General features: G+C 64.2%; 11 protein-coding genes and 1 pseudogene. 9 read left to right on the plus strand and 3 right to left on the minus strand.

Annotated features, from left to right (window positions below):
* Positions 1–60: 60 nt before the first annotated feature.
* A complete protein-coding gene (locus tag HOP51_RS11945; protein ID WP_234274124.1) occupies positions 61–2,298 on the minus strand; it encodes a primosomal protein N' in 2,238 nt (745 codons plus the stop codon).
* A 209-nt stretch (positions 2,299–2,507) separates the two neighbouring features.
* On the opposite strand from HOP51_RS11945, the gene rpmE reads away from it, so the two are divergent.
* Complete coding sequence (rpmE, locus tag HOP51_RS11950; protein ID WP_159549000.1) at positions 2,508–2,723, plus strand: 50S ribosomal protein L31; 216 nt, start codon at positions 2,508–2,510, stop codon at positions 2,721–2,723.
* Positions 2,724–2,966: 243 nt separating this feature from the next.
* The gene (locus HOP51_RS11955) at positions 2,967–4,238 is read left to right on the plus strand and encodes a malic enzyme-like NAD(P)-binding protein (RefSeq protein ID WP_234274125.1); all 1,272 of its coding nucleotides are present in this window, start codon (positions 2,967–2,969) and stop codon (positions 4,236–4,238) included.
* Positions 4,239–4,332: 94 nt separating this feature from the next.
* Here the strand turns inward: HOP51_RS11955 and HOP51_RS11960 are convergent, their stop codons facing one another.
* Together HOP51_RS11960 and HOP51_RS11965 are read right to left on the minus strand one after the other, a co-directional pair.
* The gene (locus HOP51_RS11960) at positions 4,333–5,079 is read right to left on the minus strand and encodes a DUF481 domain-containing protein (protein WP_234274126.1); all 747 of its coding nucleotides are present in this window, start codon (positions 5,077–5,079) and stop codon (positions 4,333–4,335) included.
* 103 nt (positions 5,080–5,182) lie between these two features.
* Positions 5,183–7,705 (minus strand): penicillin-binding protein 1A, encoded by a 2,523-nt coding sequence (locus HOP51_RS11965; RefSeq protein ID WP_234274127.1) that lies wholly within the window; start codon positions 7,703–7,705, stop codon positions 5,183–5,185.
* 269 nt (positions 7,706–7,974) lie between these two features.
* Between HOP51_RS11965 and pilM the strand changes: the two genes are divergently transcribed.
* From pilM to aroB, 7 genes and pseudogenes are all read left to right on the plus strand, one after another.
* A complete protein-coding gene (gene pilM / locus HOP51_RS11970) occupies positions 7,975–9,036 on the plus strand; it encodes a type IV pilus assembly protein PilM (protein ID WP_234274128.1) in 1,062 nt (353 codons plus the stop codon).
* Positions 9,033–9,602 (plus strand): PilN domain-containing protein, encoded by a 570-nt coding sequence (locus HOP51_RS11975; RefSeq protein WP_234274129.1) that lies wholly within the window; start codon positions 9,033–9,035, stop codon positions 9,600–9,602. The genes pilM and HOP51_RS11975 overlap by 4 nt, the downstream gene beginning before the upstream one ends.
* Entirely contained in the window at positions 9,599–10,222 is a 624-nt protein-coding gene (locus HOP51_RS11980; protein ID WP_234274130.1) for a type IV pilus inner membrane component PilO, read from the plus strand. Before HOP51_RS11975 ends, HOP51_RS11980 begins: the two co-directional genes overlap by 4 nt.
* Complete coding sequence (locus tag HOP51_RS11985) at positions 10,219–10,737, plus strand: pilus assembly protein PilP (protein ID WP_234274131.1); 519 nt, start codon at positions 10,219–10,221, stop codon at positions 10,735–10,737. Before HOP51_RS11980 ends, HOP51_RS11985 begins: the two co-directional genes overlap by 4 nt.
* Before the next feature lie 128 nt (positions 10,738–10,865).
* Positions 10,866–12,179 (plus strand): annotated as a pseudogene (locus tag HOP51_RS11990) (type IV pilus secretin PilQ); the annotation flags it as partial.
* Complete coding sequence (gene aroK, locus HOP51_RS11995; RefSeq protein ID WP_234274132.1) at positions 12,179–12,721, plus strand: shikimate kinase AroK; 543 nt, start codon at positions 12,179–12,181, stop codon at positions 12,719–12,721. The pseudogene HOP51_RS11990 and the gene aroK, both read left to right, overlap by 1 nt.
* A 2-nt stretch (positions 12,722–12,723) precedes the next feature.
* The gene (gene aroB, locus HOP51_RS12000; RefSeq protein WP_234274133.1) at positions 12,724–13,836 is read left to right on the plus strand and encodes a 3-dehydroquinate synthase; all 1,113 of its coding nucleotides are present in this window, start codon (positions 12,724–12,726) and stop codon (positions 13,834–13,836) included.
* Positions 13,837–14,275 lie beyond the last annotated feature (439 nt).

The raw sequence follows: 14,275 nt of genomic DNA on the forward strand, positions 1-14,275 counted from the left end.
GCGCGGCTTTAAACCCTGCCAGCATCGCTTCGGGCCAAGAGGCGAGCTGGTGGCTCGTGGCTAAGCCAGTGTCTGCGGGTCGACGTCCAGGGACCAGCGCACCCGGCGCGCCTCGGGTGAGGACTCCAACCAGGCGGTGAGCCGGGCGCAGGCGGCATGCAGCTGGCTGCGCCGACCGGCGCTCAGCAGCAGTTGGACATGGTAGCGGTTCTGGCGCCGTTCCATGGGCGCGGGCACCGGCCCCAGGCAATGCACGTCGGGAGCGTGTTCGCCGGTCCAGCCGCGCAGCATTGCTGCTGCCTCGCGGCCAAGCGAGATGGTCGCATCTTCTCGTGGGCTCTCCAGCCGCAGCAGGGCGAGAAAACGATAGGGCGGCAGCGCGGCGGCACGGCGTTCGGCCAGCAGTTGGCCGGCCAGCGCATCGTAGCCGTGTTCGGCGAGCAGTCGCAGGTGCGGATCGTCGGTGTGCAGAGTCTGCACCAGCACGCGGCCGGGATGGGCGGCACGGCCGGCACGACCGGCCACTTGGACGAGCAACTGGGCGCTGTGTTCTAGGGCGCGAAAATCGCTGGCGTAGAGCCCTGCATCGGCATTGACCACGACCACCAGCGTAACGTGGGGTAGATGGTGGCCTTTGGCCAGCATCTGGGTGCCCACCAACAGGCAGGGTTCGCCGCGCCGCACCTGGGCGAGGGTTTGCTCGAAGGCATCGCGGCGGCGCGTACTGTCACGGTCGATGCGGTGGACCGGTACCTTGGGGAAGAGGCTGGCGAGCGTCTCTTCGGTGCGCTCGGTACCGCTGCCCAGCGGGCGCAGGTCGGCGCTGCCGCAACTGGGGCAGGCGTCGGGCACCGGGCGGCGTTTGTCGCAATGATGGCAGGCGAGCATGGGGGGCTGACGATGCAGCGTCATGTGCGCGTCGCAGTGATCACAGTCGGCGAGCCAGCCGCAGGCATGGCAGGCTAGGGTGGGGGCGAAGCCGCGGCGATTGATGAACACCAGCACCTGGTGGCCGGCGGACAGGGTCTCGCCGATCGCTTCGATGGCGGGAGCGATGAGCCCGCCCCGGCGCGGGCGGCCACGCAGATCGATCAGCTCCAGCCGGGCCGGTGGGTGGCGGCTGGCGCGTCGGGTCAGGCGCAGGTGGCGGTAGTGGCCGCTCGCGGCGTGGTGCAGGCTCTCCAGCGAGGGAGTGGCGCTGCCCAGCAGCAACGGGATGGCATGGTGCTGGGCCCGGGCCACGGCCAGGTCGCGGGCGTGGTAGCGCAGCCCCTCCTGCTGCTTGAACGAGGCGTCGTGCTCTTCATCGACGATGATGACGCCGGGGCGTGCCAAGGGGGTGAAAATGGCCGAACGGGTGCCGATGACGATGGCGGCGCGGCCGCTGGCCGCCGCTTCCCAGGCGTCCAGGCGCTCATTGTCGGTGAGCCCCGAGTGCAGTGCCACCACCGGCGCCCGGAAACGCTGGCGGAAGCGGGACAGGGTCTGAGGCGTCAGGCCGATCTCGGGCACCAGCAGCAGCGCCTGCTGGCCACGGGAGACCACCGCTTCGATGAGCTGCAGGTAGATTTCGGTCTTGCCGCTGCCGGTGACGCCATGCAGCAGGCAGGGGTGGAAGGTGTCCAGGCGTTCATGGATGGCCGCCAACGCCTGGGCCTGTTCGCGGTTGAGCGGCAGGGCCGGCTCGGCGAGCAGTTGCTCGGTGGCGGGGTCGGCGGCGGCCAGAGGAATCTCTTCGCGAACGGCCAGCCGTTTTTCCACCAGGGTGGTCAACTGCTCGCGGGAATAGCCCTGGGCCACTATCGCTTGGGTAGGCAAGCCGTGTGGATGCTGGCGCAGCATGGCCAGCAGTTCGGCCTGGCGCGGAGCTCGCTTCAGGCGCGGGTCGTCCGTGCCGGGCTCCGTCAGGGCCTGCCAGCGCTCGCGCATACGCCCGGCCAGGGGGCGACCCTGGCGCAGCAGCACGGGCATCGCTTGATGCAGTGTGTCGCCAAGCGAATGCTGGTAGTAGCGCGCCGTGAACTGGCACAACCATAGCCAATCCTCAGGCAGCGGCTCGGCATCCAGCCAGGCGTCCACCGGCTTGAGCTTGTCCGGTGCCAGGTCACTCTGCGCGGCGCACGCCACCACGACCCCGACGACCTGACGGCGGCCGAACGGCACGCGTACCCGAATCCCGGGCCGCCACCCTCCCGGCGGCGCCTCATGGCTCGCATGGTAATCGAACAGGCGTCTCAGGGGGCTGGGAATGGCGACGCGCAGTACGCGCGGCGGGGGCGAAGAGAAGGAATCGGGCAATTGGCCTCCGGCGTCGACTCTGCTAGAATATCCGGCCCGTCGTGACGTCTGTCCCTCTTGCTTCCTGGTGTTGGCAGAAGGGTGTCAGGCTCTTGGCGGCTACCGGTTGGTTAACGAACTTAATGTTCAACGAGTAGCGACGACAGACAACCCGTATGCGGTGCCTGGCAACGGATCAGGTGGCGGCATACCGCTCCATGAGGCTCAAGATGAAACAAGGTATTCACCCGGATTACAAGACGGTCACCGCCACTTGCTCTTGCGGCGCGACCTTCGAGATCGGCTCTACCGCCGGTCATGACCTGTCACTGGATGTCTGCTCCCAGTGTCACCCCTTCTATACCGGCAAGCAGAAGCAGGCGACCACCGGTGGTCGCGTCGAGCGTTTCAACAAGCGTTTCGGTGCCGCCATCAAGCGTGGCTGATTCGCCATTGCCGCGAGCATCATCGCTCGGAGACCCGCCTTCATGGCGGGTTTTCTTTTGCGCGGCGTAAGGCTGCGATAAGGTAAACGTTATAGCTGGGGCTTTTGGCATAACTTGCAGCAAATAGAGTCGAATGTTCGCGAACGAGCGTTCAAAATCGCTAAATGGGACGGCTGTTGAGCTGTGGAAGGTTTTTCTATATTGTAGGTGGCCTTCCCAAGAGATGGATACCGGACTCACAGCATGACAGACGCCAAGAAGCAGGCCGCGCTGGATTATCACGCCAAACCGATTCCCGGAAAGCTTTCCGTGGAACTGACCAAGCCCACTGCGACCGCTCGTGATCTTTCCCTTGCCTACAGTCCTGGTGTCGCCGAGCCGGTGCGCGAGATCGCACGAGACCCCGAGAATGCCTATCGCTACACCGGCAAGGGCAACCTGGTCGCGGTGATTTCCGACGGCAGTGCCATTCTCGGCCTGGGCAACCTGGGACCGCTGGCCAGCAAGCCGGTGATGGAAGGCAAGGGGGTGTTGTTCAAGTGCTTCGCCGGCATCAATTCGGTGGATATCGAGGTCAATGCCGAAAGTCCGCAGGCCTTCATCGATACGGTGGCGCGCATTGCCGATACCTGGGGTGGCATCAACCTTGAGGATATCAAGGCGCCCGAGTGTTTCGAGATCGAGCAGGCGCTCATCGAACAGTGCAGCATCCCCGTATTCCACGACGATCAGCATGGCACCGCCATCGTCACGGCGGCCGGCATGCTCAATGCGCTGGAGATCGCCGGCAAGCGTCTCGAAGAGGCCAGGATCGTCTGTCTTGGCGCCGGAGCCGCGGCGATTGCTTGCATGAAGCTGCTGGTGGCCTGTGGCGCCCGCTCCGAGAACCTGATCATGCTCGACCGTCGTGGGGTCATCCATGCCGGGCGCGAAGGGCTCAATCCCTACAAGGCGATGTTCGCGGTGGAGACCGACAAGCGCACGTTGGACGACGCCATCGACGGTGCCGACGTGTTCATCGGCCTGTCCGGGCCCAACCTGATGACCGCCGAGCACATGCGGAAGATGGCGCCGAACCCCATCGTCTTCGCCTGCACCAACCCCGATCCGGAGATTCACCCCGATGTAGCGCGGGAAGCGCGGCCCGACGTGATCATGGCCACCGGTCGCTCCGACTACCCCAATCAGGTCAATAACGTATTGGGCTTCCCCTTCATCTTCCGCGGTGCGCTGGACGTGCGCGCCACGCGCATCAACGAAGAGATGAAAGTGGCTGCCGTGCATGCCCTCAAGGATCTGGCGCGCGAGCCGGTGCCTCAGGCGGTGCTCGATGCCTATGATCGTGAGCACATGGAGTTCGGCCCCGAGTATATCATCCCCACGCCGGTCGACGTGCGGCTGCTCGAGCGTATCCCGGCGGCAGTGGCTCAGGCCGCGGTGGACTCGGGCGTGGCGCGGCGTCCCTATCCCGCGCACTACCCGCTGAAGACCGTGGATGACGTCTATGGCGGCTGACGGCAGCCGACTGTAGGCATTGCCCTGGTGTAACGCGCCGGCCTTTGGGTCGGCGCGTTGCGATCTGGCGTGTCGTCGTGCTCCAGAGTCGGAGTCACCAAGTGTAGAGTAGCGTCACGTTGGTGGTGTGGTCGGTATTCGCATCCGCCGTTTCGGGTGGACTGGAGTTGTGCTTGATCTCATGCGAGAGGCGCAGCGAGAGCCGTGAGTTGAGTCGCGACGTGAGTGACGACACCGACCGCGAGATGGTGTTGACATCGGTGGCTTCCACTGACATCTCCTGGCGCAGGTTCGAGTTGTCGGAAAATGTCCACTGATAGTCGAGCGCGCTGTAGGCGACGCCGAGGTTGTCGTTCCCGTCGTCCCTTACCCGATCGTGGCGAAACCCGGGGCCGCCCTCGAGTGACAGCCGATGTTGCTCGCGGTCGATGACGTCGCGACCGTAGCCGGCAATGGCGGTGAACTGTTGGTCGTAGCCGCTGAAGCGGTCCTTCTCCCAGCGGGCGAAGCCGAACAGGTAGTGTGGGCCGTGGAAGTCGTAGCGTTCACGGCCCGAGAGAAGATATTGCTCGGCGCTGGTTTCGCCGTTGCGGGTTACGTTGCGTACTTCGCCGCGCAGCGTGTGGATCCAGCTTCCGGTCAGCCAGGCGAGGCGGCTCTTGCCGATCAGGGTCTGGCTGTCGGTATTGCCGGCGAGATGAGTGTAGCCGAGCTCGGCTTCGCCGCTGAAAGTCGGGGCATCATCCTCCGGCGGTGGAGGCGCATAGAAGACGCTGGCGGCAAGGGCGGTGCCCGGTAACAGCGCCAATCCGATGACGCTCCATGACATTAGGCGTGGCATGGCTGAATTACCTGTCCTGTTGTCCCGCTAACGGGCCGCATCAAGAGCGGCCTGTGGTGGTTGGCAAGACGTGGGCGGCCTCCGTGCCGCCCGGGCGATGTCGTCAGAAGATCGCTTCGTAGCTTCCCGTCCCCTGTGAACCGCTGCGCTGCTCGACCTCCTGCTCGATCCGGCGCGGCTCCATGTCCGGCAGGTAGTCGGGATGGAATATCTCGTTGATGCCGCCTGGCTGGCCATCGGCCAGACGCCGGCCGGTCTGCTCGTCGATGCGAGCCGTGACCAGTCCCGCGGGCCGTTCGGGCCTGGCTTCGGGGCGTCCGTTCAGCGCGTTGCCCATGAAGTCGATCCAGATAGGCAAGGCCGCATTGCCGCCGTACTCGGCGATCGACTCGTTATTGTCCTTGCCGACCCATACGGTCGCTACCAGATCGTCATTGTACCCGGCGAACCAGCCGTCGCGCTGGTCGTTGGTGGTACCGGTCTTGCCGACCACGTCGTTGCGGTTGAGCGACAGCGCAGCGCGTCCTGTACCGCTCTCGATCACGTCGCGCAACATGTCGCGCAGGATGTAGACGGCGGTAGGGTCGGCGACCCTGGGGGCCACGTCGTAGCGCTTGCCGTCGATCTCGACTTCGGTCTGTCCATCGCGACAGTCGTGGCAGGCAATGGCCGGCTGGGCTTCGCTGATGAGCTGGTCGTCGTTGCCGCGGGTCACGCGCTCGATGAACCAGGGAGAGACCTGGAAGCCGCCGTTGGCCAGCACGGCATAGGCGTTGGTCATCTCCAGCGGAGTGAGATCGGCACTGCCCAAGGCCAACGACAGGCCGCGGGGCAGCCGGCTCGGAGCAAAACCGAACCCTTCCAGGTACTCGATGGTGTTTTCCAGCCCCAGGGTTTGCAGGATGCGAATGGTGACCAGGTTGCGCGAGCGTGCCAGTGCCACGCGCAGACGAGTCGGGCCGAGGAAATCGCCGCTGGAGTTCACCGGTCTCCACAGGCTGCTGCCGTCATGCATCACCACTGGGGCGTCGTTGACCACGGTGGAAGCTGTCATCAGGCCGGTGTCGAGTGCCGCAAGAAAGACGAAGGGCTTGAAGATCGAGCCTGACTGGCGTTGCGCCTGTACCGCACGGTTGAACTTGCTGGCGTTGAAGCTGAAGCCGCCCTGCAGGGCGAGAATGGCGCCGCTACGTGGATCCATCACCACGATAGAGCCTTCGGCGTCAGGACGCTGGGAGAGTCGCCAACTGTTGTCGTCACGCTGCAGGATGCGCACCAGATCGCCGGTGCGGGCAATGTCGGCGGCGGAGCCCGGCTCCGGGCCACGTGCACGCGGGCTACGGTATTCGCGTGCCCAGGAAAGACCTTCCCAATTCAGGGTAACGATCTCGGCGTTGCGCGTCAGTACGCGCATTTCGCGGCCTTCGCTGGCCACTACGATAGCCGGCTGCAGCGGGCCGAAGCCGGGCGTGCGTTCCAGTACCCGTAACCAGTTGCTGACATCGCCGTCAATGCCTTCCACGCGGGTCTGGCTGCGCTCGGCGGCCTGGCGCGCGGTCTGCATGATTTCGGGGGATTCGTCGAGTTCCTCTTCCAGCCCGCGGCGCTCGGTGCGCTCCTGTGCTTCGGCCAGGCTGGCGGGAATGTCGCGCTCTTCCGGACCGCGCCAGCCATGGCGGGTATCGTAGTCGATCAAGCCGCGGGCCAGGGCCTGGCGGGCGAAGGGCTGCAGCTCGCTGTCCAGGGTGGTATGGATGCGGTAGCCGCCGGTATAGGCCTCTTCGCCGAACTGTTCGAGGGCGTACTGGCGGGCCATCTCGGCCACATAGTCGGCGTCCACTTCGACCTGGGCAACATGTCGGCGTGCGGTGGTCGGCTCCTGTACGGCTGCCTCGTAGGTGGCTTGGTCGATATGGCCGAGTTGGCGCATGCGGTAGAGGATCCAGTTGCGACGGATCAGTGAGCGTTCGGGGTTGGCCAGAGGATTGAACAGCGAGGGCGCCTTGGGCAGACCGGCGATCATCGCCTTCTGCGCCAGGGTGAGTTCCTCCAGCGGCTTGTTGTAATAGACCTCCGCGGCGGCAGCGATGCCGTAGGCGCGGTGACCGAGGAAAATCTTGTTGACGTAGAGTTCGAGGATTTCCTCCTTGGTCAGGATGCGCTCCATCTGCAGCGCCAGGAGAATCTCGCGTATCTTGCGGGTGAAGGTACGGTCGAGCGTGAGCAGGTAGTTACGCGCCACCTGCATGGTAATGGTGGAGCCACCTGACTGGATGTCGCCGCTGGCGACCAGCTCCACCGCCGCACGGGCCAGGCCACGGGGATCGACGCCGCGATGCTCGAAGAAAGAGGCATCTTCGGCGGCCAGCAGGGCCTGAATGAAGTCTTCGGGGATTTCGTCGAACGAGACCGCCATGCGACGCTCTTCGCCATATTCGCCGATCAGCTTCCCGTCACGGGTGAAGATGCGCAGTGGCGTGTGCAGCTCGAAGTCCTGCAGTTGGCGAACGTCGGGCAAGCCCGGCGAGAAATACAACGCCGCCCCGGCCACGCTGAGCAGCGCCGCGACGGACAATGAGACCAGCAGCCAGAAGGCCGAGATAACCAGAGTCTTGATCCACTTCATGAAAAGGCGTTATCCGTGGTGAGAACAGGGGGGAAAGGGCGATGAAAGAGCGCCTTCACTGGCGCGACCATTATAAAGAACCGAGGCCGCCTGCCACCAGCGTTGAAGTTGTGTCCCGTCCTGTTTTGTATGCCATGGCAAAATATCATGTAACCTCATTGCTGGTAGTGCGAGTCTGATCAGCTTTCCGTAGCCAAGCGTTAAAGACTCGCACAAGCAAGATCATAACGAGCGAATCATCGCCACGGCATACGCAAGGACAGCGATTAATGCGACTGGGACCCTCCGGCAAGGGGTTGATCGGTGTCGACATTACCTCGGCATCGGTCAAGCTGATCGAACTCAGGCGAGTGGGTTTCCACTACCAGATCGAAAGTTACGCCGTCAGGCCACTGCGCGAAGGCGCCGTGGTCGAGAGGCGCATTCGTGACATGGGCGAAGTGGCCGATGCGCTTCGACACGCGGTCGGGAGCGCTAGGCCGGCCTCACGGCAGACCGTGGCTGCCGTACCGGCCAGCGCCGCCATCACCAGAATCCTGACGTTTCCCGCTTCGCTCAACGATGACGAGATCGAAGCGCGTATTCAACTCGAATCAGACAAGCATATTCCGTTTCCGTTCAGTGAGGTCGCCTTCGACTTTCAGCGCCTCGGGCTCAATGTCCGCAGTGGCGACCAACAGGACGTGCTGTTGGTCGCCTGTCGTCAGCAGGACGTCAACCAGCTTACCGATACCCTGCGGCAGGCGGGGCTCGAGCCTGTGGCGATGGATGTCGAGACCTTCGCCATGGAGCGTGCCTTCAGCGAGCTGTGCCAGCAGCTGCCGCCGGCTGGTGGTGAGGAGAGCTGTGTGGCGCTGGTCGATATCGGCGCCACCATGAATGCCTTCCACGTACTGTGCGGCGGTCGTGTCGTCTATAGCCGCGACAACGCTTTCGGCGGGCGCCAGCTCACCGAGGCGATACGGGAGCGCTACGGACTGACGCTGGAGGAGGCCGGACTGGCCAAGGAGCGCGGAGGGCTGCCCGACGACTATCAGACCAGCACACTGGCACCTTTCCTCGACACCTTGGTGCAGCAGGTCGAACGTTCGCTGCAACTCTATTATACCGCGGGTCGCAAGCACGAGGTGCGGCGCATGGTGCTGGCCGGCGGTTCCAGCGTCATTCCCGGACTGGCCGAACGGCTCGCCGGGGAGGGCGCCATGCAGGTGGCCATCGCCAACCCTTTCCTGCGCATGCGATTCGGCTCGCGTATCGACGTGCAGGCCCTGATCAGCAATGCACCGGCCATGGTGACCGCCTGCGGCCTGGCCATGAGATCGCCGGCATGACCATCGAGATCAACCTGTTGCCTTGGCGGGAGCGACAGCGGGTCCGTCGCAGTCGCTATTTTCACCTGGCCCTGGTGGGGGCGGTGCTGCTCGGCGGAGCGGGTGGTTGGGGGCTGACCTGCTACTACGACAGCGCGCTGGATGCCCAGCACGAACGCAATGCGCATATTCGCCAGCGCATGCAACAGCTCGACGGCGAGATTCGTTCGCTAGGTGAGTATGAAGCCAAATGCGAACGCATGATTGGCCAAGTCCGAGTGTTCAGCGATCTGCAGCAGGGCCGCTCCCAGACTGCGCGCGTCTTTCGCGACCTGCCCCTGAGTCTGGTCGATGGCGTGCACTATACCCAGTTGAGCCGGCAGGGCGACCAGCTTCGTCTGTCGGGACGCGCGGAGAGCAACCATCGGGTGTCCGAGCAACTGCGAGCCCTGTCCGCTGTTGCGTCGTTCTCCGAGCCGGTGCTCTCCGAGGTCGAGTCCAGCGGCGGTTCACGACGCCGTTTTAGTCTCAGCGTAGGGCAGCTCAGCCTGGGTAGCGACCAGGCGGAAGGCGGGGACGAACCATGAACCTGCAGGCTGAAATTCGCCGCCTTCGCGAGCTCGACTGGCGCAGTCTGGACCTCAAGGAGGCCGGCTCCTGGCCGCTTCTGCTGCAGTGGCTCTGCTGTCTGCTGGTACTTGCCTTGACCCTGGCTGCGGCGCACTGGTATCTGGCTGGCCCCAAGGCTGATGAACTGCAGCGAGCGCAGGCCGAGGAGGCGCGGCTGTTGGCGGAGTACCGCAACCGAGCCGCCCAGGCGGCCCGCCTGCCCGAGATGCTCGAGCAGATGGCCCAGCTCGAGTGGCACATGGGCGAACTCATGGCCCTGCTGCCTTCTGGGGCGGAGATCCCTGCGCTGATCGACAACATCAGCGGGAGCGCTCGCGACCACCACTTGACGATCGACTTCATTCGCCTGCGTGGCATGGTCGAGCGGGACTTCTATATCGAGCGCCCCTTCGACTTGCAGGTGGAGGGCGGATACCACCAAATCGCTGGTTTCATTGCCAGTGTGGCGGCGCTGCCGCGCATCGTCACCTTGCACGACTTCGTGCTGGCGCCGTTGGAAGGTGGCGAGCGCCTGCGCCTCTCGATGCTGGCCCGCACCTACAGCTATCGGCCCCTGGGCGAAGGGGATGAGCAATGAAAAGGCGCTGCTCATGGAGCCTTCTTGGCCTGCTGCTGGCTGGGTGCGCCGACCCCCAACTGGGCGATCTCGATCGTCGGCTAAGCGACATTCGCCACAATCCGGGCACACCGCGACCGCTGGAAGTGCCTGCCGTGCCCGGCTACGAAGCGATGTCCTACCAGATCGGCGGTCGTCGCAGCCCGTTCCAGCCGCAGTTGCCGGAGCAAGCGTCAGCGGGCAGCGGCGAACTCGCTCCGGACGCCGAACGGGTCTTGGAAGCTCTCGAGGCATACGACCTGGCGGCGCTGCGGCTCGTCGGCACCCTGACCATGAGCGGGCAGACCCATGCTCTGGTCAAGACGCCGGATGGCGAGGTGCATCGGCTGCGGGCTGGCCATCGCTTGGGCAGGAATCACGGACGTATCGTCAGCATCACCGGCACCACGGTACGGCTGGTCGAGCTGGTGCCTGCCGGAGATGGGGGCTGGACGGAGCGGGTCGCGCGCCTGTTGCTGGACGAGGCGAGGCGCTGAAGAACCAGTCGCGCAGTTGGTGGCTGGACGTTGGACAGGGAAGGTCAGGGAAAACGATGGGACATGTGATTCGCATACTGAGGGTGCTCTGTCTGGCATTGGCGGCAACGCCTGCTCTCGCAGCATCGACGTACACTGGCGAGCGCATCACGCTCAATTTCCAGGATATCGAGGTGCGCTCGGTGTTGGCGATCATCGCCGACTTCACCGGGCTCAACCTGGTGGCCAGCGACAGCGTGACCGGCCAGGTCACTCTCAACCTGCGGGACGTGCCCTGGGACCAGGCGCTCGATCTGATACTCGAGAGCCACGGTCTGGCCAGCCGGCAGGAGGGCAATGTCATCCTCGTGGCTCCGGTCAGCGAGTTGGCCGACATCGAGCGCCAGCAGATCGAGGTGCGTGCGCAGGCGGAGGCGCTGGCCCCGCTGGTTTCCGAGTATGTGCAGGTGCGCTATGCGCGGGCCGAGGACCTGGCTCAACTGCTGCGTGGTGAAGACGGCTTTGGCCTGTTGACCGAGCGCGGTCGGGTGGCGGTGGATGTGCGCACCAACATGCTGTTGCTCCAGGATACCGCCGATCAGGTTCAGGAAATCCTGCGCACCCTGGACCGGCTTGACGTGGCCGTACGCCAGGTCCAGATCGAAGCGCGCATCGTCATTGCCCGTGACGGCGTGACCCAGCAGCTCGGCGTCAATTGGGGGCTCTCTTCCCGCGGCAGCAGTCGCCTCAATCTGGAAGGCGCCTCCTCCGGCGAGATGGTCGCCGCCTACGGCAATGGCTTCTCCGGCCAGCGCGATTCGCGTGGCCAGTTCATCGGTGGCGACGACGCGCCCTCAGGCAGTCAGTTCCGGCGCGGTGGGCTTGCTGTCGACCTCGGCAGCGCCAACCCCATTACCAGTTTCGGCTTCGGCTATCTTTCCGGCGATATTCTGCTCGACCTGGAACTGCGGGCGCTGGAGAGCGAGAACCAGAGCCAGACGATTTCCCAGCCCCGCGTGATTACCGCCAACCAGCGCAAGGCGACCATCATCCAGGGCGAAGAGCGGGCCTTCCAGTCCATCGGCGAAGGCAACGTGCCGCAGACTGAATTCAAGGAAGCCGAGCTGTCGCTGGAAGTGACGCCGCAGATTACCCCCGACAACCGAATCATCATGGATCTGGTAGTCAAGAACGACAGTTTCAGGGAGGCGCCGACGGGTCAGGCGCCGCCGATCGATACCAACCGCATCGAGACCCAGGTATTGGTCGACAATGGGGAAACGGTGGTGCTGGGCGGGATTCTTACCACCGAGCAGCTCAGTCGCTTGGTCAAGACGCCGTTCTTTGGTGACCTGCCTGTGCTGGGCAGGCTTTTCCGGTACAATGAATCGAGCAATCAGAAAGTGGAGCTGCTGGTGTTCATCACACCACGTATTCTCGAGGACGGTCTGGCGATTCGCTGATGCAGGATTTGCCCAATCTGATATTGATCGGCCCCATGGGGGCGGGAAAGAGCACCATCGGCCGCCTTCTGGCGGCCGAACTTTCGCGTCAGTTCCTCGACAGCGACCATGAGATCCAGGCGCGCTGCGGCGCCGACATTCCATGGATCTTCGACGTCGAAGGTGAGGCGGGTTTCCGTCAGCGCGAGGAGCAGATGATCACCGCGCTGACGGAGCTCGATGACGTGGTCATCGCCACCGGAGGCGGAGCGGTGCTGCGCGAATCCAATCGGCGCCGCCTGCGCGAGCGGGGTACCGTGATCTACCTGTTCACCACCGTCGAGCAGCAGCTCAAGCGCGTAGCCAAGGATCGCAACCGCCCCTTGCTGCAGCGCCCCGACCGCGAGCTGGTGCTGCGCGAGATGTTCGATCTGCGCGATCCCCTCTATCGCGCCACCGCCGATGTCGTGGTGCGCACCGACCGGCGCAGCCCGCGTGCCGTGGTCAATGAGATCGTGCGTCGCGTGCAGCGGATCATCGACCCCTTTCAAGCCAAGGCCTGACCATGTCCACGAGCGAACGTCAAGCGACCCGACGCAGCCTGCAGGTAGCGTTGGGTGAACGCAGCTACCCCATTCACATAGGCTCCGGGCTGCTGGGTGACCCCGCCTGCCTCGCGCCCTATCTGGTCGGGCGCCAGGTCATGATCGTGACCAACGAGGCGGTTGCCCCGCATTATCTGGCGCGCCTGAAGTCAGGGTTGCCGGGCGATGCCGAGGTGCGCGAGGTGGTGCTGCCCGACGGCGAGGCGACCAAGACCCTGGCCAGCGTCGGCCGCATCTGGGATGCGCTGCTCGAGGCTGGCTTCAACCGCCGCTGTACCCTGATCGCCCTGGGAGGCGGTGTGATCGGTGACATGGTCGGCTTCGCCGCCGCCTGCTACCAGCGCGGCGTCGCCTTCATCCAGGTGCCTACCACGCTGCTCTCCCAGGTGGACTCCTCGGTGGGTGGAAAGACCGGCGTCAACCACTCGCTGGGCAAGAACATGATAGGTGCCTTCTGGCAGCCGCGGGCGGTGCTGATCGACACCGATACCCTGCAGACACTGCCGGCCAAGGAACTCTCGGCGGGGCTGGCCGAGGTGATCAAGTACGGCCTGATTCGCGATGCCGAGTTTCTCGCTTGGCTGGAAGACGAAATGACAGCGCTGATGGCCTTGCAGCCCGAGGCGTTGGCTTGGGCCATAGAGCGCAGTTGCCAGCTCAAGGCCGACGTCGTGGCCGAGGACGAAACCGAGCAGGGTGTACGGGCGCTGCTCAATCTCGGCCATACCTTTGGCCATGCCATCGAGGCGCACCAGGGTTATGGCCGGTGGCTGCACGGCGAGGCGGTGGGGGTCGGCATGCTGATGGCGGCAGAGCTTTCGCACCGCCTCGGCTGGCTGTCCCGGACGGAAGTCGAGCGCACTGCCGCGATTATTGCCGCTGCCGGCCTGCCGCTGGCGGCTCCCGCCGACATGGGCGTGGAGGACTTCCTTGCGCGGATGCGCCTGGATAAGAAAAACGTCGACGAGCGCCTGCGTCTGATCCTGCTCGAAACGCTGGGCCGGGCGGTGATTCACGACCAGGCCCCTCGGGAGCTGCTCGAGGAGTTGCTGGCCACCTTCCCCCGGAACTGACGTCCCGCCGATTTCCCCTCTCTTGAGGCGCAAGAAGGCCGCACGAAGTGATTTGTGCGGCCTTCTTGTCGCTCGATCAGGTGCTGTTCTGAACTGCTCAGAGCAACCCGTGTTGCACCTCAGGCATCAAATCCGTATGTGTCATGCCGTATCGGTATGGATAAAATGGCCGTTTTTCGACTAAAGTCGAGTGCCTGGCTGAAATCGTTTGAAATTCGTTTATGTGGTTCGCAAGTCTTTGAGCTGACGGTTTTTTTCGCTTTGAATCATTCAGCAAGTTGCGGATTTGAAGAGAGTTTTGTGGGGCATGGGGCGGGAGGGAGATTGCGCGGTAGGGCAGTAGCTGTCTATGCTGGGCGTCCTTTTCTCGCGACGGCAGCAGGCTGCTCTTGGCAGCAAGAATAAAAAGAAAACCAATCAATATACATAGCTGCTCCAG

This window comes from Billgrantia zhangzhouensis, assembly GCF_021404465.1.
Classification (GTDB): Bacteria; Pseudomonadota; Gammaproteobacteria; order Pseudomonadales; family Halomonadaceae; genus Halomonas; species Halomonas zhangzhouensis.

Bases quoted from the DNA above. Each gene is read 5' to 3' on its own strand.
- rpmE (WP_159549000.1), top strand. From the start codon at position 2,508: ATGAAACAAGGTATTCACCCGGATTACAAGACGGTCACCGCCACTTGC.
- aroK (WP_234274132.1), top strand. From the start codon at position 12,179: ATGCAGGATTTGCCCAATCTGATATTGATCGGCCCCATGGGGGCGGGA.
- HOP51_RS11975 (WP_234274129.1), top strand. From the start codon at position 9,033: ATGACCATCGAGATCAACCTGTTGCCTTGGCGGGAGCGACAGCGGGTC.
- HOP51_RS11955 (WP_234274125.1), top strand. From the start codon at position 2,967: ATGACAGACGCCAAGAAGCAGGCCGCGCTGGATTATCACGCCAAACCG.
- aroB (WP_234274133.1), top strand. From the start codon at position 12,724: ATGTCCACGAGCGAACGTCAAGCGACCCGACGCAGCCTGCAGGTAGCG.
- HOP51_RS11965 (WP_234274127.1), bottom strand. From the start codon at position 7,705: ATGAAGTGGATCAAGACTCTGGTTATCTCGGCCTTCTGGCTGCTGGTC.
- HOP51_RS11980 (WP_234274130.1), top strand. From the start codon at position 9,599: ATGAACCTGCAGGCTGAAATTCGCCGCCTTCGCGAGCTCGACTGGCGC.
- pilM (WP_234274128.1), top strand. From the start codon at position 7,975: ATGCGACTGGGACCCTCCGGCAAGGGGTTGATCGGTGTCGACATTACC.
- HOP51_RS11985 (WP_234274131.1), top strand. From the start codon at position 10,219: ATGAAAAGGCGCTGCTCATGGAGCCTTCTTGGCCTGCTGCTGGCTGGG.
- HOP51_RS11960 (WP_234274126.1), bottom strand. From the start codon at position 5,079: ATGCCACGCCTAATGTCATGGAGCGTCATCGGATTGGCGCTGTTACCG.